Genomic DNA, 22,087 nt, shown 5'->3' on the forward strand with positions numbered 1-22,087 from the left:
CCGCACATCCAGCGGAGCGCTCAGCGCGCCACGCTGAGCGACAGCGCGAACCGCGCCCTCTCGTCCGTCCACCAGTGGGTCAGCTTCAGGTCCGCCGCGGACAGCTCGGACCGCACGCCGTCCTCGCGGAACTTCGCCGAGATCTCCGTACGCATCTCCTCGTGGCGGTCGAAGTCGACCGCCAGGTCGAGCGCCGGGATCTTCACCGTCTGGGCCGCCCGCGAGCGCAGGCGCATCTCGATCCACTCGTGCTCGCTGTCCCAGACGGCCACGTGCGAGAACGCGTCGGGGTCGAAGTCCGCGCCGAGCTCGCGGTTGATCACGGTCAGGACGTTCTTGTTGAAGGAGGCCGTGATGCCCGACCCGTCGTCGTACGCCGAGACGAGCACCGACTCCTCCTTCACCAGGTCCGTGCCGAGCAGCAGCGCGTCACCGGGGGAGAGCAGGGAGCGCACCGATGTCAGGAACGCGGTGCGCTCCGCCGGAAGGAGGTTGCCGATCGTGCCGCCCAGGAAGGCGACCAGACGCGGGCCCGGTGTGCCCGGCAGGGCGAGGCCGCGGGTGAAGTCGGCGATCAGGGCGTGCACGTTCAGGGAGGGCCGCGAGGCGATCAGCGTGTTCGCGGCGCCGGTGAGCGCGCTCTCGCTCACGTCCACGGGGACGTACGTGTGCAGTCCGGGGAGCGCGTCGATCAGGTGGCGGGTCTTCTCGGATGAGCCCGAACCCAACTCGATCAGCGTGCGCGCGCCCGTCGCGTCGGCGATCTCCGTGGCACGGGTCTGCAGGATCTCGCGCTCGGCGCGCGTCGGGTAGTACTCCGGCAACGTGGTGATCTCGTCGAAGAGCGCGCTGCCCCGCGCGTCGTAGAACCACTTGGGCGGCAGCGTCTTGGGCGTGCGGGTGAGGCCGTGCAGGACGTCGGCGCGCAGGGCGGCGTCGGTGGCGTCCACGGGCAGGGTGCGGGTCAGCTGGAACGGGCTCACGCGGTGGGCTCCTTGAGCGGGGTCAGCAGAACATCGGTACGGCTGGCGGCGAGCAGCGTGCGGTCGGGCACCTGGCGCCAGTGCGGATCGTCGTCGTAGGGCTCGGAGGCCACGACGGTGCGGCGGCCCGGTTCGGTGAGATACCAGAGCGTGTCGCCCCAGGCGGTCGCGGCGATCGTCTCGCCATTGGTGAGCAGGAGGTTGAGGCGCGAACCGGGGGCCGCGCCCGCGACCTCGGTCACGGTGTCCGCGAGGGCCTGGCCCTCGTCGTCGCCGCTGCGGAGCCGGTGCAGGACGAGCGCCCACACCAGCGCGGAGTCGCAGCGCGCCGCCATGGAGAGCAGGTCCTCCGGCGGCAGCAGCCGGGACACCGGGGCGAGCGAGCGCGGCCAGCCCGCGACCGCGCCGTTGTGGCTGAACAGCCAGGTCCCGGCGGCGAAAGGCGCCGCCGCCGCTTCCCCGTCCGCGCCCGCCTCGGTCGCGTCGCGCACCGCCGCGAGCAGCGCCCCGGACCGCACGACCCGGGAGAGATCCGCGAAGGACTGGTCGCCCCAGATCGGCCCGGAGCGGCGGTAGCGCGCGGGCACCGGATCACCCTCGGCGTACCAGCCCACCCCGAAACCATCGGCGTTGACCGTGCCGTAGCGCTGCTGCCGCGGCGCCCAGGACTGCCGGAACAGGCTGTGCAAGGGGTCCACGAGGAGCTTGCCGAGCGGCTCCTCAGGGCCCAGGAACGCCAGGTGACGGCACATCAGACGGCCTCCGTCGGGCCCGCGTCGCGCGCCGTGCGGAACCCGGAGAAGATCTGCCGCCGCACCGGGTGGTCCCAGTTGCGGAACGTGCCACGGCACGCCACCTCGTCCACGGAGAACGCCCCGCCGCGAAGTACCTTGTAGTCGCCGCCGAAGAAGACGTCCGAGTACTCGCGGTAGGGGAAGGCTGCGAACCCCGGATAGGGCAGGAAGTCGCTGGACGTCCACTCCCACACGTCGCCGATCAACTGGCGTATGCCGAGCGGTGATTCACCGGCCGGGTAGCTCCCGGCGGGTGCCGGGCGGAGGTGGCGCTGGCCCAGGTTCGCGCGCTCGGGTGTGGGGTCCGCGTCGCCCCACGGGTAGCGCATCGAGCGGTCGGACGCCGGGTCGTGCCGGGCGGCCTTCTCCCACTCCTCCTCGGTGGGCAGCCGCCGTCCGGCCCAGCGTGCGTACGCGTCCGCCTCGTACCAACTGACGTGCAGAACAGGCTCATCGGCCGGTACGGGCTCGACGGTCCCGAAGTGTCGGCGCAGCCACTGGCCGCCCTCGCGGCGCCAGAACAGCGGTGCCGAGAGGCCGTTGCCGCGGACCATGTCCCAGCCGGCCGGGGCCCACCACCGCTGTTCCTCATAGCCGCCGTCGGCGATGAAGCGCTGGAAGTCGGCGTTGGTCACCGGCGTCGTGTCGATGTAGAAGGGCGGGACCAGACGGTGGTGCGCCGGGCGTTCGTTGTCCAGTGCCCACGGCTCGGTGGACGTGCCCATCGTGAACGGGCCGCCGGGTACGAGGACTTCGGCGAGACCCTTGAACGGCGGCGCGGGCGCTGGATCCGGCGCCGTGAGCGCCGTGGGACCCGAGCGCAGCTGATGGGTGATCAGCATCGTCTCGTCGTGCTGCTGTTCATGTTGCGCGATCATGCCGAACGCGAAGCCCGCGTCGGTCAGCGGCGATCCGCGAAACGGCGTGCTCTCCAGGACGTCGAGCGCCCGCCCGCGCACCTCGGCCGCGTAGCCGCGGGCCTCGGCGGGCGCGAGCAGCGGCAGGCTCGGCCGCTCGGAACGGGGGTGCTCGAAGGCGTCGTACAGGCCGTCGATCTCGGGCCGCATGGCGTCACGGCCCGCCACCGCCCGCAGCAGCCACAGCTCTTCCTGGTTGCCGATGTGTGCCAGGTCCCAGACCAGCGGCGACATCAACGGCGAGTGCTGGGCGATCAGTTCGGGCTCCTCCACGCACGTGGTCAGGAGCGAGGTGCGGTCCCTGGCGGCGAGGAGCGCCGCCAGGGCGCGCCGTCGAAGCGCATCGGGGTCGCTGACGGTTCCGGTCATCGGAGGATGCCCTTCTCGTGCTCGTGGTCGTAGAGGTGGCCGTCCAGGTGCCCGTCGAGCAGGTCGTCCGCCGGGCAGCGGCCCCGCGCGACATACCGCTCGGCGTACGCGGCGACGGCTTCTCGCACCTCGGTGCTCGCGCCCATCCGGGGCAGCGCGTCGGCCGCCGCCGCGAAACAGGCGGCCGCGGCCTCGCGCAGCTCCGGGTCGGCGAGCCCGTGCCGCGCCGCGTCCAGCCACAGCGGGCTGCGCGGCGCCGCGGGCGCGCCGGGCGGGCACGCGCGCTCGGCCAGCGGCTTCAGGATGCGGTAGGCGGTCTCGGACGCCTGTGGGTCGTCGAACAGCGCGCTCGTCACGGCGAGCGGCACGATCCAGCCGTGCTCGCCGGGCTGGGCGTCGACCATCCGCAGCTCCAGATGGCCGCGCGGGCGTACGGGCGGGAAGAGGGTGGTCAGGTGGTAGTCGAGATCGTCGCGCGTCGGCGGACGCGGCCCGCCCGAGCGGGCCCAGGTGCGGAAGGTGAGCCCCTCCGGCACCGTCCAGGGCGCGTCGTCCCCGTCGTCCTGTCCTCTGATGAACATGACCGGCGCGTCGAGCGCGTGCCGTGTCCAGGCCGCCCGCGGCTCCGCGTCCATCGACGGCGCGCCGGACGTGCCCGGGTCGATCGACGCCCACACGGCCTGCCGTGTGGAGCGCCAGCCCGTGGAACGCCCGTCCTGGACCGGCGAGTTGGCGAACGCGGCGACCAGCACAGGGCCGAGGAGATGCGCGAGCCGCCAGCGCCGGCCGTAGCCGAGCGGGCCCGGTTCCTCGTGCCCCGCGTCCAGACAGATCTGCACGGAGGCCGTGGAGCACATCATGCGGCGGCCCGCGGGGCCGGCGCGGTCGAGATAGCTCTCCATCGCGTCATAGCGCGGGCGGTGGAGGATGCGGGACGGCGGACGCCAGGGATCGGCACCGAGGCCGGTGAGCGTCAGATCCAGGGCGGAGAGTCGATCACGTACGAGGGAGAGATCGGCCGATACGGCGGATACGCACTCCATGAGCGAGGCGGCGGGGAGCGAGCTGAGCTCCAGCTGGCCGCCTGGTTCGACGGTGATCAGGGAGTGCAGGGGCAGGGCCCGCAGCGCGGCGTAGGCCGCTTCGAGGCGGGCGGGGGGCACGGGCAGATGGAGCCGGTGCGGCTCGTGGATCAGCCATTCCAGTTCGACACCGGTGACACGTGGGGGTCCGGTCTTGAAGCAGATGCCGGTGACCAGCGCCTCCGCTTCGGACTCGGATACCGCGGTGCCGTACTTCGCGCGGTACGTCGTACAGTCGCCCTCGGGCATGCAGGGGTCCTCCTGTTCAAGTTCTGCCTGGTCCAGCGGTTGTGGACCACCCGGTCAACTCGATATGGGATGGACCGAGTTGGCAGCGCTCGTTCCACCCAAGACCAGGTCGGCCCATCGCACAAGAGTGCCCCTGGGGTCGAATGGATGCCAGGGAATTCTGTTGCGGCGGACGACGCGAAGACCTCACCATGCGTTCATGTGTGAGTCGGGGGACGGGACCGCAGAGGTCGGGGCGGGTGAGCGGGCATGAGCGCGCGACTGCGTGGCATCGCGCAGCAGACCGAGGCGATCGTGGCGGCAGGCCGGTACACAGCTCCGGGTGGCCGCGAGGTGCTGATCGCGGATGCCGTGGACGCCGCGCGCTCCGGCACGCGGCTGTTCGGTCCGGCGGCCCTGCGCGTGACTCCCGTGACGCCGCCCGAGCTGATCTCCACGGTAGTCGAGGTCACCGGCGAGAGCAGCTTGGCGGCCGCGCACCGCCTCTCCGGCGCGGATACGGGCCCCGTGGCCGTCCTGAACTTCTCCTCCGCACGCAATCCCGGCGGCGGCTATCTGAACGGCGCCCAGGCCCAGGAGGAGGCGCTGTGCCGCGCCTCGGCCCTGTACACCTGCGTGCGCTCGGCCCGGGAGTTCTACGACCACCACCGCGCCCACCGCGATCCCTTCTACAGCGACCGCGTGATCCACTCCCCGGCCGTGCCGGTCTTCCGCGACGACCGGGGTCGGCTCCTCGACGCCGCGTACACGGTCGGCTTCCTGACCTCGGCGGCGCCGAACGCGGGCGTCGTGCTGCGCCAGGCTCCGGAGCGCGCGAAGGAGCTGCCGTCCGCGCTGGCCGGGCGCGCGGAGCGGGTCCTGGAGACCGCGGCCGCCTGTGGCTACCGGCGGCTCGTGCTGGGCGCCTGGGGCTGCGGGGTGTTCCAGAACGACCCCGCGCAGGTGGCGGGCGCGTTCCGGGCACTGCTCGACGAAGGCGGCCGGTTCCACGGGTACTTCGAGCACATCGTCTTCGGGGTGCTCGACCGCACGCGCGGGGCGGTGACGCGGGCCGCCTTCGAGGAGGCGTTCGGTGCGGAGTTCCAGGGGCGCGGCCCAGGGCCCTCAGCAGCGGCCGGCGTTCAGGCGCCTCCCGTGGCGGCTACCGCCACCCGTACCGCTCCTGCAGCCGCCGCACGACCAGATTGAACCGCATCCGGTCGAGCGCGCACGCCTCGCGCCGCATGCCCGCGTCGTGCACCCGAAACACCCGGTCGATGGCGACCCAGGAGTCGCGGCCCTCGCGGTCCCAGGGGCCGCTGCCGATCGGCACCCACTCCTTGTCGTTCGCGTGCTGCTTGCTGGACAGCTGCACGGCGAGCAGCGTGCCGCGCGCCTCGCGCGCGACGACCAGGACGGGGCGGTCCTTGCCGCGCCCGTCGTTCTCCTCGTAGGGAACCCACGTCCAGACGATCTCGCCGGGGTCGGGATCGCCGTCGTGGGCGGGTGCGTACGTCGTCTGGACCCGGCCGACCTCGCGCGGCTCGGCCTCGGTGGTCGCGGCGTCGCCCGTGCGGCCCGGGTGCGCGGACATCTGCGGGTCATCGGTGTTGGCAGTCACGCGGGCCACGGTAGAACCTGTCTGGCCCAACCCGCGGGGCGGGTCCGTCCGATGGACCGCAGGCTCGGTCCATGGCGCATCGACGACACCTCAGCCGAGCCCGGATCACCGCGGTGCTCGCCCTCTGTGGCACGGCACTTGCCCCCACGCTCCCGCAGCCCACCGGCCGCTCCGCGCCGCCGCCGCGCACCGTCTCGGCGTGGCTGCCCTACTGGGACCAGGAAGCCGCGTACAAGAACGCCCTGCGCCATGCCGACCAACTCCACACCGTCAGCCCCTTCTGGTACGAGGCGAAGTCGGCGGGGCGCGTGGCGGGCCACACCGGCGCCGGCTCGCGCCGCGTCATCGACGGGCTCCACAAGGCGGGCATCAAGGTCGTGCCGACCGTCATGGAGCGGATGCCGCCCGGAGCGCTCGCGGCCGTCGTCACCGACAAGGCCCGGCGTACGGAGCACATCGACGAGCTGCTGCGCGTCGTCCGCAGCCGCGGTTACGACGGCATCGACCTGGACTACGAGTCCATCGCGCCCACCGGCGACTCCGTCTACGGGAAAGTGCGGGCGGGCTACGCGACGATGGTCACCGACCTGTGCGCGCGGCTGCACGCACTGCGTAAGCAGTGCGTGGTCACGGTGTCGCCGAAGACGCGGATCAGCGGGCGCATCTGGGACTACCGCCGACTGGGCGCCGCCGCCGACCGGTTGCGCATCATGGCCTACGACCAGCACTGGTCCCTGGGTCCCCCGGGCCCTCTGTCATCCCCCGCCTGGTACGAGGAGATCCTGCGCAACGCCACCGCCGAAGTCCCGGCCGGAAAGCTGGAGATGGGCCTGCCCGGCTACGGCTGGGACTGGGTGGTCGGCAGCAAGGACCGCGCCAAGCACGTCACCTGGAAGGAAGCCGAGGCCCTGCGCCGCCGCGTCGGTGCCCCCTACCGGATCGACCCCAAGTCGAGCACGCCCCACTTCACGTACGACGAAGGCGGCAAGCGCCGCACCGTCTGGTACCAGGACGCGCGCGGGACGGCGGCACATCTGCCGGTCCTGAAGAAGTACGGCGTGCGCCACACCGTCCTGTGGGCCCTCGGCTTCGAGGACCCGAAGCTGTGGGGCACCCTCGCCAAGGGCTCATGAGACCGAGGCGGGCCACCGCTCGTACCAGCGCTGGTCCGCCTCCAACTGCGCGGCGAGCGACACCAGGAGCGGTTCGCTGCCGTCGGGCCCGAGCAGCTGCGCGCCGACCGGCAGTCCGTCGCCCACCTGGCCCGCGGGCACGTTGACGCCGGGCCAGCCCAGGACGTTCCACGTCCACGCGTAGGGGCAGGCGGCGATCATCGCCTGGTCGGTGCGCCAGCCGCTGAGGGAGGCCATGGCGCCGATCCGGGGCGGGGGAGTGGCGGTGGTGGGCGTCAGGACCACGTCGTACGTCGAGAAGATCGCGCCGACCCGGCGGTGCAGGGCGGCCTCGGAGCGGCGGGCCAGGCGCAACGGAGCGCCGCCGAGCAGACGGCCCAGGCGCGCCGCCTCCTTGGTGCGCGGGTCGAGCAGGTGCGGGTCGGGGACCTCGCGGACCCAGCCGGTGATCCCCGCGGTGGCGCGCGGCACGAAGTCGAGGCCTATCTGGCCATAGCGCGGGTCGGCCTCCTCGACGTCGTGGCCGAGGGAGGCGAGACGGTCCGCGAGCACCATGATCTTCCGGCGCACCACGGGGTGCAGGCGCTTGGGGGTCGCGGTGAACGGCATGCGCAGGGAGAGGGCGATCCGCAGCCGCCCCGGCTCGCGGGTCGCCGCGTCCGAGGCGCTGATGGCGGGCGGCCGGTGCAGGTCACCGCTGTGGTTGCCGCTCGCCGCGTCGAGCAGCAGGGCCGCGTCGGCGACGGTCCTGGCGAGCGGGCCGTTGACGGTGATGCCGTTGAAGGCCTCGGGCCACGGCCACGTCGAGATGCGGCCGCGCTGCGGCTTGATCCCGACGAGATGGGTCCAGGCTGCGGGGATCCGCACCGAGCCCGCGCCGTCCGAGCCGAGCGCCGCGGGGACGAGCCCCGCGGCGACCGCGGCCGCCGAGCCGCCCGACGAACCGCCGGGGGTGTGGTCGGTGTGCCACGGGTTGCGGGTGTCACCGAAGCCGGGCCCTTCAGTGAAGGGCCACTGGCCCAGCTCGCAGGTGTTGGTCTTGCCGACGATCACGGCTCCGGCCGCCCGAAGGCGGCGTACGGACTCGGCGTCCTCCGTCTTCGCCGGGAAGTCGCCCCGGCAGCCGAACGCGGTCGGCTCGCCCGCCACGTCCGTGTCGTCCTTCACGGCCAGCGGTACGCCGAGCAGCGTCCTGCCAGGTCCGCCCGAGGCCAACTCCCGGTCGGCGGCGTCCGCTTCGGCGAGCGCGGCCTCGGCCCGCACCAGCTTGAACGCGTTGAGGACGGGCTGCGAGGCCTCGATCCGCGCCAGCGTCCGCTCGGTCAGCTCACGCGAGGACACTTCTCCATCGGCCAGCGCGCGGGCGGTGCGCGCGAGGCCGTCGGCACGGTCGGCAGTCATGTGGGGGCACCTTTGATCGACGGGCAGGTGCACGCACGCTAACCGGCGCGGCAGGAACGCGGTACGAGGCCAGGGCAGTTCACGCCTCGCACGCCGCGTCGGAGCGCCCGACGCGGGCCGCGGGCACCCCGATGCCCGCCTGGGAGCGCTCCTGTGCCGTCTGGAAAGATGAGCCACGCCATGGTGCAGATACCGAACAAGACCGCACAGCAGCCCGCGCAGTACTCCGCGCCGACGAGCGCCGACGTGGCGCGTCTGGCGGGAGTCTCACGCGCGACCGTCTCGTACGTCCTGAACGACACCAGTGCCGTCCGCATCAGCGAACCCACCCGCCGCCGCGTGCACGAGGCCGCCAAGGAACTGGGGTACGTCCCGCACGCCGCGGCCCGCAGCCTGCGCGCCGGGCACACCCGCGTGGTCCTGATGCCCACGCCGCAGATCCCCGTGGGTCCGCTCTTCAGCGAGTTCTTCAACGAGCTGCAGTGGGCACTCAGCCGCTTCGACTACACCGTCGTGCAGTACGGCAGCCTCGGCCTGACCGGCGACGAGGCCGCCCGCGCCTGGGCCGAGCTGCGCCCGGTCGCGGTGCTCGCCCCCGCCGCGTCGGGGCTCGGCGCGCGCGGTGTGAGTGTCCTGAAGCGGTCAGGTGCCAAGGCGGTCTTCACGCTGGGCCCGCAGGGGGCCGAGGGCGCCCACGCCCTGCTCATGGACCAGCGTCTGGTGGGTGAGTGCGCCGCCACGCATCTCCTGGAGCGCGGCCGCCGGCACATCGGCGTCGTGATCCCCGAGGAACGGGGCCTTGAGCCCTTCGCGCGCCCGCGCGCCGAAGGCGTCCGCCGCACGGTGGACCGGCACGGCCCGGACGCCACGACGACCGAGCTGCCCCTGGCCTACGACGAGGAGTCCGCGGCCCGGCTCGCGGCGAGCTGGCGGACGCTGGGCGTCGACGGGGTGTTCACGTACAACGACGAGTACGCGATGCTCCTGATGCGGGCGCTGCAGGACGAAGGCATCGCCGTCCCCGAGGGGACGGCGATGATCGGCGCCGACGACTTGATGCTCGGCAGGCTCCTGCGGCCGCGGCTCAGCACGGTCCGCATCGAGCTGCCGTCGGGTCAGAAGCTCGCGGAGCTCGTCGACCGGGTCGTGCGCGACCCGGGCATGGAGCCCGAGGTGCACGACGTGCTCGGTGCAACGGCAGTGCACCGCGAGTCCAGCTGACCCAGCTGCTTGTGGTCTGTCTGTGGGTCTGTCTGTGGGTCTTCCCTACTGCTCCTGCGCCTGGGCCTTGGCCTGCTCCTCGGCGACGGACTTGCGGACCTCGTCCATGTCCAGCTGCCTGGCCTGCCCGATGACGTCCTCCAGGGCGGCCGCCGGCAGCGCGCCGGGCTGGGCGAACACGGCCACCTGATCGCGGACGATCATCAGCGTCGGGATCGACTGGATGCCGAAGGCCTGAGCAAGCTCAGGCTGCGCCTCCGTGTCCACCTTGCCGAAGACCATGTCGGGGTTGGCTTCGGCGGCCTTGTCGTAGACGGGCGCGAACGACTTGCACGGACCGCACCACTCCGCCCAGAAGTCGATCAGGACGAATTCGTTGTCCGTGACCGTCTGGTCGAAGTTTTCCTTGGTGAGCTCCACAGTCGTGCTGCTCATGGTGTTTCCCTCTTCCTGCTGTCGGTCGAAGCCGTTGTGCACAACGGCTCGGGCGGCAGACGTATTCCACGCGCTCACCCGGGCTCGTTCCGCGCGCGTACCCATGTGGCCACGTCGCACACCTGCGACCACACTGGCTTCCATGACGGATTCGAAGACGTACGACGTAGTGGTCCTGGGTGCCGGTCCCGTCGGGGAGAACGTCGCGGACCGGGCCCGCGCCGGGGGCCTGAGCGTGGCGATCGTGGAGAGCGAACTCGTCGGGGGCGAGTGTTCGTACTGGGCGTGCATGCCGAGCAAGGCGCTGCTGCGCCCTGTCATCGCCCGAGCGGACGCCCGCAAGGTGCCCGGACTGCGCCAGTCGGTGCAGGGTCCGCTGGACGCGGCGGCGGTCCTCGCCCACCGGGACGACTACACCTCGCACTGGAAGGACGACGGCCAGGTCGGGTGGCTCGAATCGATCGGCGTCGACCTCTTCCGCGGCCACGGCCGCATCGCCGGAACCCGCCAGGTCTCGGTCACGGGCCGCGACGGGACCGAGCTGACCCTGACCGCCCGCCACGCGGTGGCGGTGTGCACGGGCACCCGCGCCGCGCTGCCCGACCTGCCCGGCCTTGCCGACGTCAAGCCGTGGACGAGCCGTGAGGCCACCAGCGCGGATCAGGTGCCCGACCGCCTCGCGGTGGTGGGCGGCGGTGTCGTCGCAGTGGAGATGGCCACGGCCTGGCAGGCGCTCGGCTCGCAGGTCACCATGCTCGTGCGTGGCGACGGGCTGCTGCCGCGCATGGAGCCGTTCGCCGGGGAGCTCGTCGTGAAGGCGCTGACGGAGGCGGGCGCGGAGGTCCGCACCGGGGTCTCCGTCACGGCCGTGCGCAGGGAGAACGGTACGGTCACGGCGACCTTGAGCGGCGGCGGCACCGTCGAAGCCGAGGAGATCCTCTTCGCCACGGGCCGCGCCCCGCGCACCGACGACCTCGGCCTGGAGACGATCGGCCTCGACCCCGGCTCCTGGCTGCCGGTCGACGAGAGCCTCCGGGTGCAGGGCAGCACCTGGCTGTACGCGGTGGGCGACGCCAACCACCGCGCGCTCCTCACCCACCAGGGCAAGTACCAGGCCCGCATCGCCGGGGCCGCGATCACCGCGCGCGCCCAGGGCGTCCCCCTCCTGGAGACCGACCCCTGGGGCGCCCACTCCGCCACCGCCGACCACGACGCCGTACCCCAGGTGGTCTTCACCGACCCCGAGGCGTCATCGGCGGGCCTCACCCTCGCGGAGGCGGAGGCCGCGGGGCGCCGCGTGCGCGCCGTGGACTACGACATGTCGGGCGTGGCGGGCGCGGGCCTCTACGCGGACGGCTACGAAGGCCGCGCCCGCATGATCGTCGACCTCGACCGTGAGGTGCTGCTCGGCGTGACCTTCGTGGGCCCCGGCGTCGGCGAGCTCATCCACTCGGCGACGGTGGCGATCGCGGGGGAGGTGCCGATCGACCGGTTGTGGCATGCGGTTCCGGCGTATCCGACGGTCAGTGAGGTGTGGCTGCGGCTCCTTGAGACGTATCGGGGGTGAGCGCAGGCGGCACCGGTGCCGCCTGCCCCCCCCGGGGCCCGTCGCCCCTGCCGTGACGGGCCCCGGACGGGTCGTCCGCTCAGCCGCTGCCCGCGTCCCGCCACGCCGCGTCCCGCAGCAGCCGCAGGCCGTTGAGCCCCACGATCACGGTGGAGCCCTCGTGGCCCAGTACGCCGAGGGGGAGCGGCAGGCTGCCGGCCAGGTCCCAGGTGACCAGGACGGCGATGAACGCCCCGGCGATCACCAGGTTCTGCACCACGAGTCCGCGGGCGCGCCGGGACAGGGCGATCACCTTCGGGACGGTGGCGAGTTCGTCCCGCACGATGACGGCGTCGGCGGTCTCCAGGGCGAGGTCGGAACCCGCGCGGCCCATCGCGATGCCGGTGTGGGCCGCGGCCAGGGCGGGCGCGTCGTTGACGCCGTCCCCGATGACGAGGACCCTGCGTCCCGCGCTCTCCGCCTCACGTACCGCCGCGACCTTGTCCTGCGGGAGCAGTCCGGCCCGTACGTCATCGATGCCCACCTCGGCCGCGAGTCGGGCCGCGGCCTGCGCGTTGTCGCCGGTGAGCAGCATCGGGGCCGTGCCGGTCAGGGACTCCAGGGCGGCGACGGTCGCCGCCGCGTCCGGGCGCAGGCGGTCGGCGATGCCGAGGACGCCCACGGGGGTCCCGTCGCGCAGTACGAGCACGGCGGTCTGGCCCTCCTCGCCCAACCTCCGGGCGAGAGTGAGGACTTCGGTACCCGCCGTCTTCTCGACCTCGCCCGTCGGCCCCGGTCGGAGCAGCCGCGCCGGAGCTCCCACCCGGACAGCCGCGCCCCCGACCGTGGCGCTCACCCCGACACCCGGCGCCGACGCGAAGTCCTCCACCGTCGCGATGTCCAGGCCGCGGGCGCGCGCCGCGCTCACGACGGCGCGGGCCAGGGGATGTTCGCTGCGGTGCTCGGCCGCCGCCGCGAGCGCGAGGAGGGTGTCGTCGGTCAGGCCATTGCCGGGGAGTGTGTGGACGGCGGTCACGCGGGGAGTTCCCTCGGTCAGGGTGCCCGTCTTGTCGAGGGCGACGGCGTCGACCTGCCCCAGACGCTCCATCACGACGGCGGACTTGACCAGCACGCCATGTCGCCCCGCGTTCGCGACCGCCGAGAGCAGCGGCGGCATCGTGGCGAGGACCACCGCGCACGGCGAAGCCACGATCATGAACGTCATCGCCCGCAGCAGGGCCCCGGTCAGGTCGTCGCCGAAGGCCAGCGGCACGGCGAAGACGGCGAGCGTCGCGACGACCATGCCCAGCGAGTACCGCTGCTCGACCTTCTCGATGAACAGTTGTGTGGGCGCCTTGGTCTGAGACGCCTCCTCGACCATCGCCACGATCCGTGCGATCACCGAGTCCGACGCGTCACGCCCGACCCGCACCCGCAGCGCGCCCGCCCCGTTCAGCGTCCCCGCGAACACCCCGTCCCCGGCCTCCTTGGCGACCGGCAGCGGCTCCCCGGTGATCGTCGCCTGATCGACGTCACTGGCCCCCTCGATCACCTCGCCGTCCGCGCCGACCCGCTCGCCGGGTCGTACGAGGACGACGTCGCCGACCGTCAACTCGGCCGTGTCGACCGTCTGTTCACCACCTCCGACGGTCAGCCGAGTGGCCGTGGTCGGCGCGAGGTCGAGCAGGCCGCGCACCGAGTCGGCGGTGCGGGCGGTGGCGATGGCCTCCAGCGCTCCGGAGGTGGCGAAGATGACGACGAGCAGCGCCCCGTCCATCACCTGCCCGATCGAGGCCGCGCCGAGAGCCGCGACGATCATCAGCAGGTCCACGTCCAGGGTCTTCTCGCGCAGCGCACGCAGCCCGGCGAGCGCAGGATCCCAGCCACCGGCGAGGTAAGCGACGGCGTACAGCACCCCCCACGTCCACGATGCGGCACCCGCCAGCTGGAGCGGCAGCGCGATGAGGAACGCCGCCGTGGCCGCCGCCGCCCAGCGGGCCTCGGCCAGGGCCAGGACGCGGGTGCGGCGGCGCGGAGCCGCAGCGGGACCGGCGGAAGACCCTTGGTCGGAACGGGGGAGCAGGGCAGTGGGCATGGCGAAGGAACCCTTCACGGGCTGGGGAACGGCAACGCCCTCACCGTACAGGAATGAATGAACAGCTTTTCATGTGTCATCGATAGGATGACGTCCATGGGCCACGGAGTCGACGACAAGAGCACCGCAACCACGCGTGAACGCCTGGACAGCGTGGGGGCCGCCGACGTCGCCGCCACCCTCCAGGCCCTGGCCACGCCCTCGCGGCTGCTGATCCTCGCCCGTCTGCAGGAAGGCCCCTGCGCGGCCGGCGATCTGGCCGAGGCGGTCGGCATGGAGCAGTCGGCCTGCTCGCACCAGCTGCGCCTGCTGCGCAACCTCGGCCTGATCACCGGCGAACGGCAGGGCCGCTCCGTGATCTACGCCCTCTACGACCACCACGTGGCCGAACTCCTCGACCAGGCGCTCTTCCACGTCGAGCACCTGCGCCTCGGTCTGCGGGACGTGCCGCAGGGCGGCTAGCCTGAGGGCGATCTTCGATGAGGACCCATTGATTCCGGACGGGTGAGGGAGTACGGCGTGTGGCCCGTGGTGGCGGTCGTGGCCGTCGGAGGTGCGATCGGCGCGTCGGCGCGCTACGGCGCGACCTTGATCTGGCCGACCGCCCCCGACACCTTCCCCACGACGACGCTCCTGGTGAACGTCATCGGGTGCGCGGTCATGGGCGTCTTCATGGTGCTCCTCACCGAAATGCGGACGCCGCACCGCCTGCTGCGGCCCTTCTTCGGCACCGGCGTTCTCGGCGGCTTCACCACTTTCTCCACCTACGCGGTGGACATCGAGCGCCTGGTGGAGCGCGGCCACGCCGGCACGGGCCTGGCCTATCTCGGACTGACGCTGCTCGCGGCCCTCGCGGCAGTGTGGAGCGCGGCGTGGGCGACGCGCCGCGCCGTGGTGTGGAGGCGACCATGACCAGACTGACGGGCACGGCCCTGCGTGTGACGGTCTTCGTCGGCGAGGCCGACATCTGGCACCACAAGCCGGTCTATTCGGAGATCGTCCACCGGGCCCGCAAGGCGGGCCTCGCGGGCGCCAGCGTCTTCCGCGGCATCGAGGGATTCGGCGCCTCGTCGCTCATCCACACGCAGCGGCTCCTCTCGCTGAGCGAGGACCTGCCGGTCGCGGTCGTGATCGTGGACGACGAGGACAAGGCCCGCGCGTTCCTGCCGCAGCTCGACGAACTGGTCACCGAGGGCCTTGTGATCCTCGACGACTGCGAGGTCATCCGGTACGTGGGCCGGGGCGAGGCCGACCGGTGAACTGGCTGTGCGTGGTGGCAGGGGCGATGATCGGCGCTCCGCTGCGGTTCCTCACCGACCGTGCCGTGCAGGCCAGGCACGACACGGTCTTCCCGTGGGGGACGTTCGCGGTCAACGTGGCGGGCAGCCTGGTCCTCGGCGTGCTCACCGGTGCGACCGTCGCGGGCGCCGCCTCCTCCCACACCCGGCTGTTCCTCGGCACGGGCCTGTGCGGCGCCCTGACGACGTACTCGACCTTCTCGTACGAGACGCTGCGCCTCTCCGAGGGCGGCGCCCGGTTCTACGCGGCCGTCAACGTCGTGGCCAGTGTGGTCGCGGCGCTCGGCGCGGTCTTCGTGGGCGTCGCGTTGGCGGAGGCGGTGTGGGGCTGACAGGCCCGTAGCTCCCTGTCGGCCCCTCGGGACTGCTCAGGCCTCGGCGAAGTCCCCCGCGAGGGCCGCCGCCATCCGCAGGTGCGGGGCCGCGTCGACGTCCCGTCCCTGCCGCTCGAGCGTGCGGCCGAGGAGCAGGCGCGCGTACTGCTCGACGGGGTCGAGCTCGATGACCGTACGCAACTCGCGCTCCGCGCGCAGCAGTTGAGCCGAGTGGTAGTAGGCGCGGGCAAGGAGCAGACGCGGGGCGACCTGCTCCGGCACCTCGGCTGCCAGGGTGCCGAGGATGCGCGCCGCCGTGGCGTACTCCTTGGCGTCGAAGAACTGCCGCGCGCGCTCCCAGCGCTCCGCCGCGGTTCCGTGGTCGTAGTACGTCATGTCCACTGCTGCCTCCTTCGAGACGGTCCAACGACCCCTGGGAGTCAGAAATTCCACTGCTCAATTCCTCCGGGACAGCGGTTCATCCGGAATGACCGGAGCGCGTGCCTGACGTCCGGTGCCCCGCGGGTCTAGGTTGTGCGGCATGAGCAATCTTGATCGCGAGGCGGTCCCGGCCCTGTGCGGCGGGCGCGGGTTCGTCGTCGCCGAACCGGTCCGGGAACTCCTCAGCCCCCGCAAGGTCAAGCTCGGCGAGTCCACGGAGGTCCGCCGTCTGCTGCCCAACCTGGGCCGCCGCATGGTCGGCGCCTGGTGCTTCGTGGACCACTACGGTCCGGACGACATCGCCGACGAGCCCGGCATGCAGGTGGGCCCCCACCCGCACATGGGCCTGCAGACGGTGAGCTGGCTGCACGACGGCGAGGTCCTGCACCGCGACTCCACGGGCAGCCTCCAGACGATCCGCCCCCGCGAGCTGGGCCTGATGACCTCGGGCCGCGCGATCTCGCACTCCGAGGAGAGCCCCAGGTCGCACGCCCGCTTCCTGCACGGCGCCCAGCTGTGGGTGGCCCTGCCCGACGTCCACCGCAACACCGAGCCGCGCTTCGAGCACCACGCGGAGCTGCCCCTGGTCACGGCCCCCGGCCTGACGGCGACCCTCATGCTGGGCACGGTCGACGGCACCACCTCACCCGGCACGACCTACACCCCGATCGTCGGCGCGGACCTCACCCTGACCCGCGACGCGGACGTACGCCTGCCGCTGAACCCGGACTTCGAGTACGCGGTCCTGTGCATGTCCGGCGAGACCCGCGTGGACGGCGTCCCCGTCCTGCCCGGCTCGATGCTGTACCTGGGCTGCGGCCGGACCGAACTGCCGCTGCACGCCGAGTCGGACGCGGGTCTGATGCTCCTGGGCGGCGAGCCGTTCGACGAGGAACTGATCATGTGGTGGAACTTCATCGGGCGGTCGAACGAGGACATCGCACGGGCACGCGCGGACTGGATGGAAAGCTCCCGCTTCGGCGAGGTGAAGGGCTACGACGGCGACCGGATCCCCGCGCCGGAACTGCCGCCGGTGCCGTTGAAGGCGCGGGGGCGCGTGCGCTGAACAGTGCGTCGACCGCCGGGCCTGCCGACTTGCCAGGGTGGGACGCCCTCCCGTTCGCCCCTTCGCCCGTTAGCCCGGTCGCTTCAGAGCGGACCGCCGGCGGCCGACGCGCGACTGTCAGTGCCGGGTGTCACGCTGGTTGTACGTACAGCAGAGCAGCAGTGACAGCAGATCTGCGAAGGGATTCGTCGTGATCACCACTGACCTCACACCCGGCTCCCCGTGTTGGCTCGACCTCGGTGCCCCGGACGTTCCGGCCGCCGCCGCCTTTTACGGCGCGGTGCTCGGCTGGGAGTACGAGTCCATGGGCGAGGCGGAGGACATGGACGGCGGGATGTTCCAGAAGGACGGGAAGACCGTCGCCGGGCTCGGAAAGCTCACCGAGGAGGGCGCGCGATCGGCCTGGATGATCTATTACACGGTCACGGACGCGGACGCCACGACACAGGCCGTGGAGCGCGCGGGCGGTACGGTGCGGCTGGCGCCGAGGGACCTCGATGAATGGGGTCGGATGGCGCAGTACAGCGACCCGCTGGGAGGCCAGTTCGCCGTCTGGCAGCCGGGCACGAACTCGGGGTTCGAGCTGGCGGACAAGCCGGGATCGCTCTCCTGGACCGAGCTGTTCACGACCGACGTCAAGGCCGCGAAGGAGTTCTACGGCACCGTCCTGGGCTGGCAGTTCGGCGAGATGGAACTGCCGGGCGGCGGCGGCACCTACACCCTGGTCACCCCCGCCGGGCTTCCCGAGGAGCGCATGCAGGGCGGCCTCATGGAGCTCCAGGAGGAGGACCTCGCGGTGGCGGGCGGGCGGCCGTACTGGCACCCCGTCTTCGGCGTCGCCGACTGCGACGCGGCGGTCGCCCAGGTCTCCGCGAACGGCGGCAGCGTGCAGATGGGGCCGGACGACGCGGAGGGCATCGGCAGGCTCGCCGTCTGCCTCGACCCGTCGAACGCGGACTTCGTGGTGCTCAAGCCCGCCGAGAGCTGAGCCGGCCACACTCAGTCACAGCCATACCCCGTGACAGCCACACACAGTCACAGCCACACATTGTCGTTCACCGAGCCCAGGCCCGTGCCGGAAAGCTTGCGGTGCAGGGCCAGTGCCTGGTCCTCGGTGAGCGAGGCGACATGGTCGGCGGCGGCCCGCAGCCGGTCGCCGTGCAGCGCCAGCTCTTCGGCGCGGTCCTGCGGAAGCAGCTCGGGCGCGTCATGGCTCCAGCGCAGCAGCTCGCCGACCACGCGCCGTTTTCCGTGCTGCTGGGTGGCGAGGGCCGGGCGGTCGATGACGTAGCACCACACCAGCTCCTTGAGCAGGTCGCAGGCGGCCCGACGCTCGGCCGGGATCACGAGGCGCGCCCCGTACCGGATCGCCGCGGCGCCGCCCACCTCCAGCTCGATGCCGCGGGTGAAGTACGAGATCAGGTCGGCGGTGCGCCAGTTGACCGCCACCGCGTCCTCATGGCTGCCGCTGTACGGGGCGTGCACCGCGAGCCGCTTGCCGATGTCCGCCATCAGCAGCAGCGCCGCCTCACGGTCGAACGCCTCGCCCGCGCGCACCCGCTTGGCCTGTACGTAGTCCAGGAAACGGCGGGTCTCGCGCTCGGTGTCGCCGCCCGCGGCTCCGTCCGGCGGGAACAGCGCGGCCAGCGGAATCAGGCCCGTACGGTAGAAGTCCTCCACGTCATGGCAGGCGTAGGTGACATCGTCCGCCCAGTCCATGACCTGCTCCTCGACCGGCACCGCGGTGTCGCCGCGGCCGGCCCGCACCCACCCGAACGCCTCCCGGTCGGCGACGTACACCCCCCACTTCACATGCCGCGCCGGATCCTGGTCGACCGGCGCCCGCTCCCACGGGTACTTGGTGGACGCGTCCAGACAGGCGCGCGTCAGGTGCAGTCCGCGATGGCCCGGGTACTTGTGGGCGGCGAGGAAGGTAAGCACCCGCAGGGTCTGCGCGTTGCCCTCGAAACTGTCCAGGACACCGCCCGCGAAGTGCAGTTCGTCCATCGTGGCGCGCAGCGCCAGCTCACCGGCGTGCCCGAAGGGCGGATGGCCGATGTCGTGCGCCATGCAGGCAGCTTCGACGAGCGCCGGATTCGGCCCGCCGTACTTGCGCTCGAGGCGCTCCGCCATCCGCCGGCCGAGCTGGGCCACCTTCATCGAGTGCGTGAGCCGGGTGTGGTATGCGCCCAGCTCCGCGCTCGCCACCACCTGACTCTTGCCCGCGAGGGCACGCCACTGGGTCGAGTACAGGATCCGGTCCACATCGTGCTCGAACCCGGACCGCTGCCCCTCGTCGGACACCCGGCGCCGCAGGGAGTGCTGTTCGAGATCCTCATGGCTGTACAGGGCTGGTCGCATGTGCGGATGCTACGTCCTGCTGAACAATCCGTGACCTCCCCTGGTAGGGACGCGGGTAGGGGCCGGGGTGGTACGTCGCGAAGCGGGCCGGGGTGCTCGGGTCTGCCTGGTGGGCGCGGGAGTTGAGGGCCGACGGTGAGGTGCCGTCCCAGTGGCCCGTCGTGATCCGGTGGTCGATCGTGTGGACGGCGGCGAGTTGTTCGCCGGGGCTGAAGGTGCAGTGCCCGGCGTTCTCGGTGTACGCCTGCCGCAGCAGCGGAGTGCGGCCCGCTTCGGTCACCGTCCGACGGTATGCGCTCTCCACCTGGACGGGGACGAGGGCGTCGCCGGTGGTGTGGATGTCGAACTGGGGCTTGCTCAGACGGCCGGAGGGGGAGGCGTGATCGGCCATGTAGCGCACCGCGCCCGGCTTCGCGCTGACGCGAGGTGCGCGGGCGAGGTCGCGCAGGTCGCTCCGGAGCGACAGGCCGGCCGACTTGTAGAGGGCCTTGACCTCCTTGTAGTGGGAGGAGCGGGCCAGCATCGCCGAGTAGTCGACGCCGGTGTTCCAGGACATGTTGCCGCCGGCGCGGCGCTCGGCCTCCTCCCGCCAGGCGAAGCCCGGCTGCGCCACCAGGCCGCGTACCGCCGTGTACTGGTTCTCCTGCTCGGCGGGGTAGTCGTCCGGGGCCGGCCGTGGCGTGCCCGGGTCGTTCCAGCCCGGGATGTTGTGCAGCGCGGCGGCGAGCGCGATGCGGGCCCGGCCGTCGGCGGTGTTCTGCGCTGTGCCCAGACTCGCGCCGAGCCGCTTGGCCGAGGCGGCGGCTTCGGAGGCGTCCTTGAAGCCGGCCAGCGGGATATCGGAGTCGCCGGAGCGGGGGGTGAGAAGAGTGCGGAGGGCGAACGTGGCGTCCAGCGTGGAGTTCCAGTTGGCGACCCCGCCGTGCACGAGGCCGCACATGGACAGGGAGCCGTCGACGCGTCCCGGATGGCGCTCGGCGATCGTCGTGGTGATCAGACCGCCGAGCGACTCGCCCCAGGCGACTGTCCGCCGGGCCTCGCCGACCTTCCCGGTGAACGCGTCGAGGGCGGCCAGCTGGTCGGGCACCGCCTGCTCCACGGACCAGCCGTTCGTCGCGTACGAGGAGCCGACGAGCGCGTAACCCTCCTTCAGGAGCAGCTTCTTGGTGGGACCATCGGGGGCGTTCACGGCCGGGTTGGGGGCGCCCTCGGGGCGGTAGCCGTGGCTGAAGAGCAGGACGGTGCCGTTCCAGTGGTCCGGTGTGTCGATCATGTACGCGGCGCCGGAGGGGAGGGTGCCCTCCAGGTGGCGGGCGGTGGACGGCGGCGTGGCGGAGGCCGGGGCCGCTGCCACGAGGAGCAGCAGGGCGGCGAGACCGACCACGGGCTGCCGGGGGGTGCGTGTCATGTGGATTCTCCCTGTACGGAGGTTGCGGGGGGCGCGGATGCCGCGAGCGGAGGGCCCTGTACGGCGAGGTCACGCGTGTTGGTCTCCTTGACCCGCCAGACGGCAAGCACGGTGATCGCGCTGCCGGCCGTGAGCAGCAGGGCGACCGCGTCGCTGGAGTCGTACGTGGTGAGCAGCCCGCTCGCGATCAGCGGAGAGAACCCGGCGCCGAGCAGCGTCGCCGTCTGATAGCCGAGCGAGGCGCCCGTGTAGCGCACCCGGGTCGAGAACATCTCGCTGAACAGGGCGCCCAGCGGCCCGTACATCACGGACTGGGCGATGCCGTGCCCGATCACGCACGCCAGGATCAGCAGACCGGGCCGGTGGCTGTCCACGAGGGCGAAGACCGGGAAGGCGGTGGCCGCCGAGAGCAGGGCCCCGGCGAGGACCAGAGGGCGGCGCCCGAAGCGGTCGGAGAGGAGGTTCGCGCACGGCAGCACCACCAGGGCCACGCAGGAGGCGACGGTCACCCCGGTGAGCACCTGCGGGCGCGAGTACCCCTCGTCGACGGCGTACGAGATCATGAAGCTCGTCATCAGCGCCTGCGCGGTGAACGGGCCGATGCCGACCGCCGAGGCGAGCAGCACCGGTTTCGGCGCGCGCAGGACTTCGAGCAGCGGCATCCGCGCCCGCTCCCGGCGCTGCGACAGCGAGGCGAAGAGCGGGCTCTCCGTGACCTTGAGGCGGATGTAGAGGCCCGCGCCGAGCAGCAGGAAGGAGAGCAGGAACGGCACCCGCCAGCCCCAGGCCCGGAAGTCGTCGTCGGGCAGCGTGCTCACCAGCGCGACGACCCCGGTGGAGAGCACCGTGCCCAGCGGAGCGCCGAGTTGGGTGAAGCTGGTCCACAGGCCGCGCGGCCGGTTGCCCGCGTGCTCGGCGACCATGAGCGTGGCGCCGCCCCACTCCCCGCCGATCGCGATGCCCTGCACGACGCGGAGCAGGACGAGCAGGACCGGCGCCCAGACGCCGATCGCGTCGTACGTGGGCAGCAGGCCGATGAGGAAGCTGCCCGCGCCCATCAGGACCATGGTCAGGAGCATCATCGACTTGCGGCCGAGCCGGTCCCCGAAGTGGCCGAAGACGATGCCGCCGATGGGGCGGGCGAGATAGCCCGCGGCGAACGTGCCGAAGGCGGCCACCGTGCCCACCGCCGGGTCGGCCTCGGGGAAGAAGAGGTCACCGAAGACGAGCGCGGCGACGGTGCCGTACACCAGGAAGTCGTAGAACTCGATCGCCGTGCCGAGCAGTCCGGACAGGGCGACGCGGCGCAGTTGTCCGGATCTCTCCGCGGGGTCGGCCTCGGGGCTGGTCCTGCCGGCGGGTGGGTGTGTCATG

At 72.3% G+C, this 22,087-nt stretch carries 22 protein-coding genes; 10 read left to right on the forward strand and 12 right to left on the reverse strand.

Translation table 11 applies throughout. The features are described 5' to 3' along the window. Positions 1–20 precede the first annotated feature (20 nt). The 4 genes from egtD to egtA are packed head-to-tail and all read right to left on the reverse strand — an operon-like array spanning position 21 to position 4,394. Positions 21–983, reverse strand: coding sequence for an L-histidine N(alpha)-methyltransferase (gene egtD, locus AC5P1C_RS29515; protein ID WP_493868983.1), 963 nt, complete (start codon positions 981–983; stop codon positions 21–23). Then, positions 980–1,735 carry an ergothioneine biosynthesis protein EgtC gene (gene egtC, locus AC5P1C_RS29520; protein WP_493868984.1) on the reverse strand — a complete coding sequence of 252 codons (756 nt, stop codon included), beginning with the start codon at positions 1,733–1,735 and terminating at the stop codon, positions 980–982. The genes egtD and egtC overlap by 4 nt, the downstream gene beginning before the upstream one ends. Continuing rightward, on the reverse strand, positions 1,735–3,063 hold the full coding sequence (gene egtB, locus AC5P1C_RS29525) for an ergothioneine biosynthesis protein EgtB (protein WP_493868985.1): 1,329 nt from the start codon (positions 3,061–3,063) through the stop codon (positions 1,735–1,737). The genes egtC and egtB overlap by 1 nt, the downstream gene beginning before the upstream one ends. Further along, positions 3,060–4,394: an ergothioneine biosynthesis glutamate--cysteine ligase EgtA gene (egtA, locus tag AC5P1C_RS29530; RefSeq protein ID WP_493868986.1), complete on the reverse strand. Its 1,335-nt coding sequence runs from the start codon at positions 4,392–4,394 to the stop codon at positions 3,060–3,062. The genes egtB and egtA overlap by 4 nt, the downstream gene beginning before the upstream one ends. Positions 4,395–4,643: 249 nt before the next feature. On the opposite strand from egtA, the gene AC5P1C_RS29535 reads away from it, so the two are divergent. Beyond that, a complete protein-coding gene (locus AC5P1C_RS29535; RefSeq protein WP_493868987.1) occupies positions 4,644–5,582 on the forward strand; it encodes a TIGR02452 family protein in 939 nt (312 codons plus the stop codon). On the opposite strand, the gene AC5P1C_RS29540 is transcribed toward AC5P1C_RS29535, so the two are convergent. Then, positions 5,536–5,994 (reverse strand): type II toxin-antitoxin system PemK/MazF family toxin, encoded by a 459-nt coding sequence (locus AC5P1C_RS29540; RefSeq protein ID WP_493868988.1) that lies wholly within the window; start codon positions 5,992–5,994, stop codon positions 5,536–5,538. The genes AC5P1C_RS29535 and AC5P1C_RS29540 overlap by 47 nt on opposite strands. Before the next feature lie 71 nt (positions 5,995–6,065). Between AC5P1C_RS29540 and AC5P1C_RS29545 the strand changes: the two genes are divergently transcribed. Then, entirely contained in the window at positions 6,066–7,127 is a 1,062-nt protein-coding gene (locus tag AC5P1C_RS29545) for a glycosyl hydrolase family 18 protein (RefSeq protein ID WP_493868989.1), read from the forward strand. Here AC5P1C_RS29545 and AC5P1C_RS29550 read toward each other — a convergent pair. Then, a complete protein-coding gene (locus AC5P1C_RS29550) occupies positions 7,122–8,528 on the reverse strand; it encodes an amidase (protein ID WP_493868990.1) in 1,407 nt (468 codons plus the stop codon). The genes AC5P1C_RS29545 and AC5P1C_RS29550 overlap by 6 nt on opposite strands. Before the next feature lie 180 nt (positions 8,529–8,708). Between AC5P1C_RS29550 and AC5P1C_RS29555 the strand changes: the two genes are divergently transcribed. Then, complete coding sequence (locus AC5P1C_RS29555) at positions 8,709–9,749, forward strand: LacI family DNA-binding transcriptional regulator (RefSeq protein WP_493868991.1); 1,041 nt, start codon at positions 8,709–8,711, stop codon at positions 9,747–9,749. A gap of 45 nt (positions 9,750–9,794) precedes the next feature. On the opposite strand, the gene trxA is transcribed toward AC5P1C_RS29555, so the two are convergent. Further along, entirely contained in the window at positions 9,795–10,184 is a 390-nt protein-coding gene (gene trxA, locus AC5P1C_RS29560) for a thioredoxin (RefSeq protein ID WP_493868992.1), read from the reverse strand. Positions 10,185–10,326: 142 nt separating this feature from the next. Here trxA and AC5P1C_RS29565 point away from each other — a divergent pair, with 142 nt between their 5' ends. Further along, positions 10,327–11,751, forward strand: coding sequence for a dihydrolipoyl dehydrogenase family protein (locus AC5P1C_RS29565; protein ID WP_493868993.1), 1,425 nt, complete (start codon positions 10,327–10,329; stop codon positions 11,749–11,751). 79 nt (positions 11,752–11,830) lie between these two features. On the opposite strand, the gene AC5P1C_RS29570 is transcribed toward AC5P1C_RS29565, so the two are convergent. After that, positions 11,831–13,825, reverse strand: a complete 1,995-nt coding sequence (locus tag AC5P1C_RS29570; protein WP_493868994.1) for a heavy metal translocating P-type ATPase — start codon at positions 13,823–13,825, stop codon at positions 11,831–11,833. 96 nt (positions 13,826–13,921) lie between these two features. On the opposite strand from AC5P1C_RS29570, the gene AC5P1C_RS29575 reads away from it, so the two are divergent. From AC5P1C_RS29575 to crcB (AC5P1C_RS29590), 4 genes are read left to right on the forward strand one after another with little or no spacing between them, the layout of a single operon-like run. Then, positions 13,922–14,287: an ArsR/SmtB family transcription factor gene (locus tag AC5P1C_RS29575; protein ID WP_493868995.1), complete on the forward strand. Its 366-nt coding sequence runs from the start codon at positions 13,922–13,924 to the stop codon at positions 14,285–14,287. Between the two features lie 27 nt (positions 14,288–14,314). Then, positions 14,315–14,737, forward strand: coding sequence for a fluoride efflux transporter CrcB (gene crcB / locus AC5P1C_RS29580; protein WP_493869028.1), 423 nt, complete (start codon positions 14,315–14,317; stop codon positions 14,735–14,737). Beyond that, a complete protein-coding gene (locus tag AC5P1C_RS29585) occupies positions 14,734–15,084 on the forward strand; it encodes a DUF190 domain-containing protein (RefSeq protein WP_493868996.1) in 351 nt (116 codons plus the stop codon). Before crcB (AC5P1C_RS29580) ends, AC5P1C_RS29585 begins: the two co-directional genes overlap by 4 nt. After that, positions 15,081–15,455, forward strand: a complete 375-nt coding sequence (crcB, locus tag AC5P1C_RS29590; protein ID WP_493868997.1) for a fluoride efflux transporter CrcB — start codon at positions 15,081–15,083, stop codon at positions 15,453–15,455. The genes AC5P1C_RS29585 and crcB (AC5P1C_RS29590) overlap by 4 nt, the downstream gene beginning before the upstream one ends. Before the next feature lie 36 nt (positions 15,456–15,491). Here the strand turns inward: crcB (AC5P1C_RS29590) and AC5P1C_RS29595 are convergent, their stop codons facing one another. Beyond that, complete coding sequence (locus AC5P1C_RS29595) at positions 15,492–15,839, reverse strand: tetratricopeptide repeat protein (RefSeq protein ID WP_493868998.1); 348 nt, start codon at positions 15,837–15,839, stop codon at positions 15,492–15,494. Between the two features lie 139 nt (positions 15,840–15,978). Here AC5P1C_RS29595 and AC5P1C_RS29600 point away from each other — a divergent pair, with 139 nt between their 5' ends. Both AC5P1C_RS29600 and AC5P1C_RS29605 read left to right on the forward strand, forming a co-directional pair. Next, a complete protein-coding gene (locus AC5P1C_RS29600) occupies positions 15,979–16,944 on the forward strand; it encodes a pirin family protein (protein WP_493868999.1) in 966 nt (321 codons plus the stop codon). A gap of 190 nt (positions 16,945–17,134) precedes the next feature. Further along, on the forward strand, positions 17,135–17,932 hold the full coding sequence (locus tag AC5P1C_RS29605; RefSeq protein ID WP_493869000.1) for a VOC family protein: 798 nt from the start codon (positions 17,135–17,137) through the stop codon (positions 17,930–17,932). 47 nt (positions 17,933–17,979) lie between these two features. On the opposite strand, the gene AC5P1C_RS29610 is transcribed toward AC5P1C_RS29605, so the two are convergent. Genes AC5P1C_RS29610 through AC5P1C_RS29620 form a run of 3 tightly spaced genes read right to left on the reverse strand, consistent with a single transcriptional unit; the run spans position 17,980 to position 22,086 of the window. Continuing rightward, a complete protein-coding gene (locus AC5P1C_RS29610; protein ID WP_493869001.1) occupies positions 17,980–19,305 on the reverse strand; it encodes a deoxyguanosinetriphosphate triphosphohydrolase family protein in 1,326 nt (441 codons plus the stop codon). Further along, positions 19,280–20,713 (reverse strand): alpha/beta hydrolase family protein, encoded by a 1,434-nt coding sequence (locus AC5P1C_RS29615; protein WP_493869002.1) that lies wholly within the window; start codon positions 20,711–20,713, stop codon positions 19,280–19,282. Before AC5P1C_RS29615 ends, AC5P1C_RS29610 begins: the two co-directional genes overlap by 26 nt. Further along, positions 20,710–22,086, reverse strand: a complete 1,377-nt coding sequence (locus AC5P1C_RS29620) for an MFS transporter (RefSeq protein ID WP_493869003.1) — start codon at positions 22,084–22,086, stop codon at positions 20,710–20,712. The genes AC5P1C_RS29615 and AC5P1C_RS29620 overlap by 4 nt, the downstream gene beginning before the upstream one ends. Position 22,087 lies beyond the last annotated feature (1 nt).

Source organism: Streptomyces sp. A18, from assembly GCF_059026065.1.

What these genes read in the sequence shown, in the direction of transcription:
- egtC (WP_493868984.1), bottom strand. Translation starts at nt 1,735, where the DNA reads ATGTGCCGTCACCTGGCGTTCCTGGGCCCTGAGGAGCCGCTCGGCAAG.
- egtB (WP_493868985.1), bottom strand. Translation starts at nt 3,063, where the DNA reads ATGACCGGAACCGTCAGCGACCCCGATGCGCTTCGACGGCGCGCCCTG.
- egtA (WP_493868986.1), bottom strand. Translation starts at nt 4,394, where the DNA reads ATGCCCGAGGGCGACTGTACGACGTACCGCGCGAAGTACGGCACCGCG.
- AC5P1C_RS29535 (WP_493868987.1), top strand. Translation starts at nt 4,644, where the DNA reads ATGAGCGCGCGACTGCGTGGCATCGCGCAGCAGACCGAGGCGATCGTG.
- AC5P1C_RS29545 (WP_493868989.1), top strand. Translation starts at nt 6,066, where the DNA reads ATGGCGCATCGACGACACCTCAGCCGAGCCCGGATCACCGCGGTGCTC.
- AC5P1C_RS29550 (WP_493868990.1), bottom strand. Translation starts at nt 8,528, where the DNA reads ATGACTGCCGACCGTGCCGACGGCCTCGCGCGCACCGCCCGCGCGCTG.
- AC5P1C_RS29555 (WP_493868991.1), top strand. Translation starts at nt 8,709, where the DNA reads ATGGTGCAGATACCGAACAAGACCGCACAGCAGCCCGCGCAGTACTCC.
- trxA (WP_493868992.1), bottom strand. Translation starts at nt 10,184, where the DNA reads ATGAGCAGCACGACTGTGGAGCTCACCAAGGAAAACTTCGACCAGACG.
- AC5P1C_RS29565 (WP_493868993.1), top strand. Translation starts at nt 10,327, where the DNA reads ATGACGGATTCGAAGACGTACGACGTAGTGGTCCTGGGTGCCGGTCCC.
- AC5P1C_RS29570 (WP_493868994.1), bottom strand. Translation starts at nt 13,825, where the DNA reads ATGCCCACTGCCCTGCTCCCCCGTTCCGACCAAGGGTCTTCCGCCGGT.
- AC5P1C_RS29575 (WP_493868995.1), top strand. Translation starts at nt 13,922, where the DNA reads ATGGGCCACGGAGTCGACGACAAGAGCACCGCAACCACGCGTGAACGC.
- AC5P1C_RS29585 (WP_493868996.1), top strand. Translation starts at nt 14,734, where the DNA reads ATGACCAGACTGACGGGCACGGCCCTGCGTGTGACGGTCTTCGTCGGC.
- AC5P1C_RS29600 (WP_493868999.1), top strand. Translation starts at nt 15,979, where the DNA reads ATGAGCAATCTTGATCGCGAGGCGGTCCCGGCCCTGTGCGGCGGGCGC.
- AC5P1C_RS29610 (WP_493869001.1), bottom strand. Translation starts at nt 19,305, where the DNA reads ATGCGACCAGCCCTGTACAGCCATGAGGATCTCGAACAGCACTCCCTG.
- AC5P1C_RS29615 (WP_493869002.1), bottom strand. Translation starts at nt 20,713, where the DNA reads ATGACACGCACCCCCCGGCAGCCCGTGGTCGGTCTCGCCGCCCTGCTG.
- AC5P1C_RS29620 (WP_493869003.1), bottom strand. Translation starts at nt 22,086, where the DNA reads ATGACACACCCACCCGCCGGCAGGACCAGCCCCGAGGCCGACCCCGCG.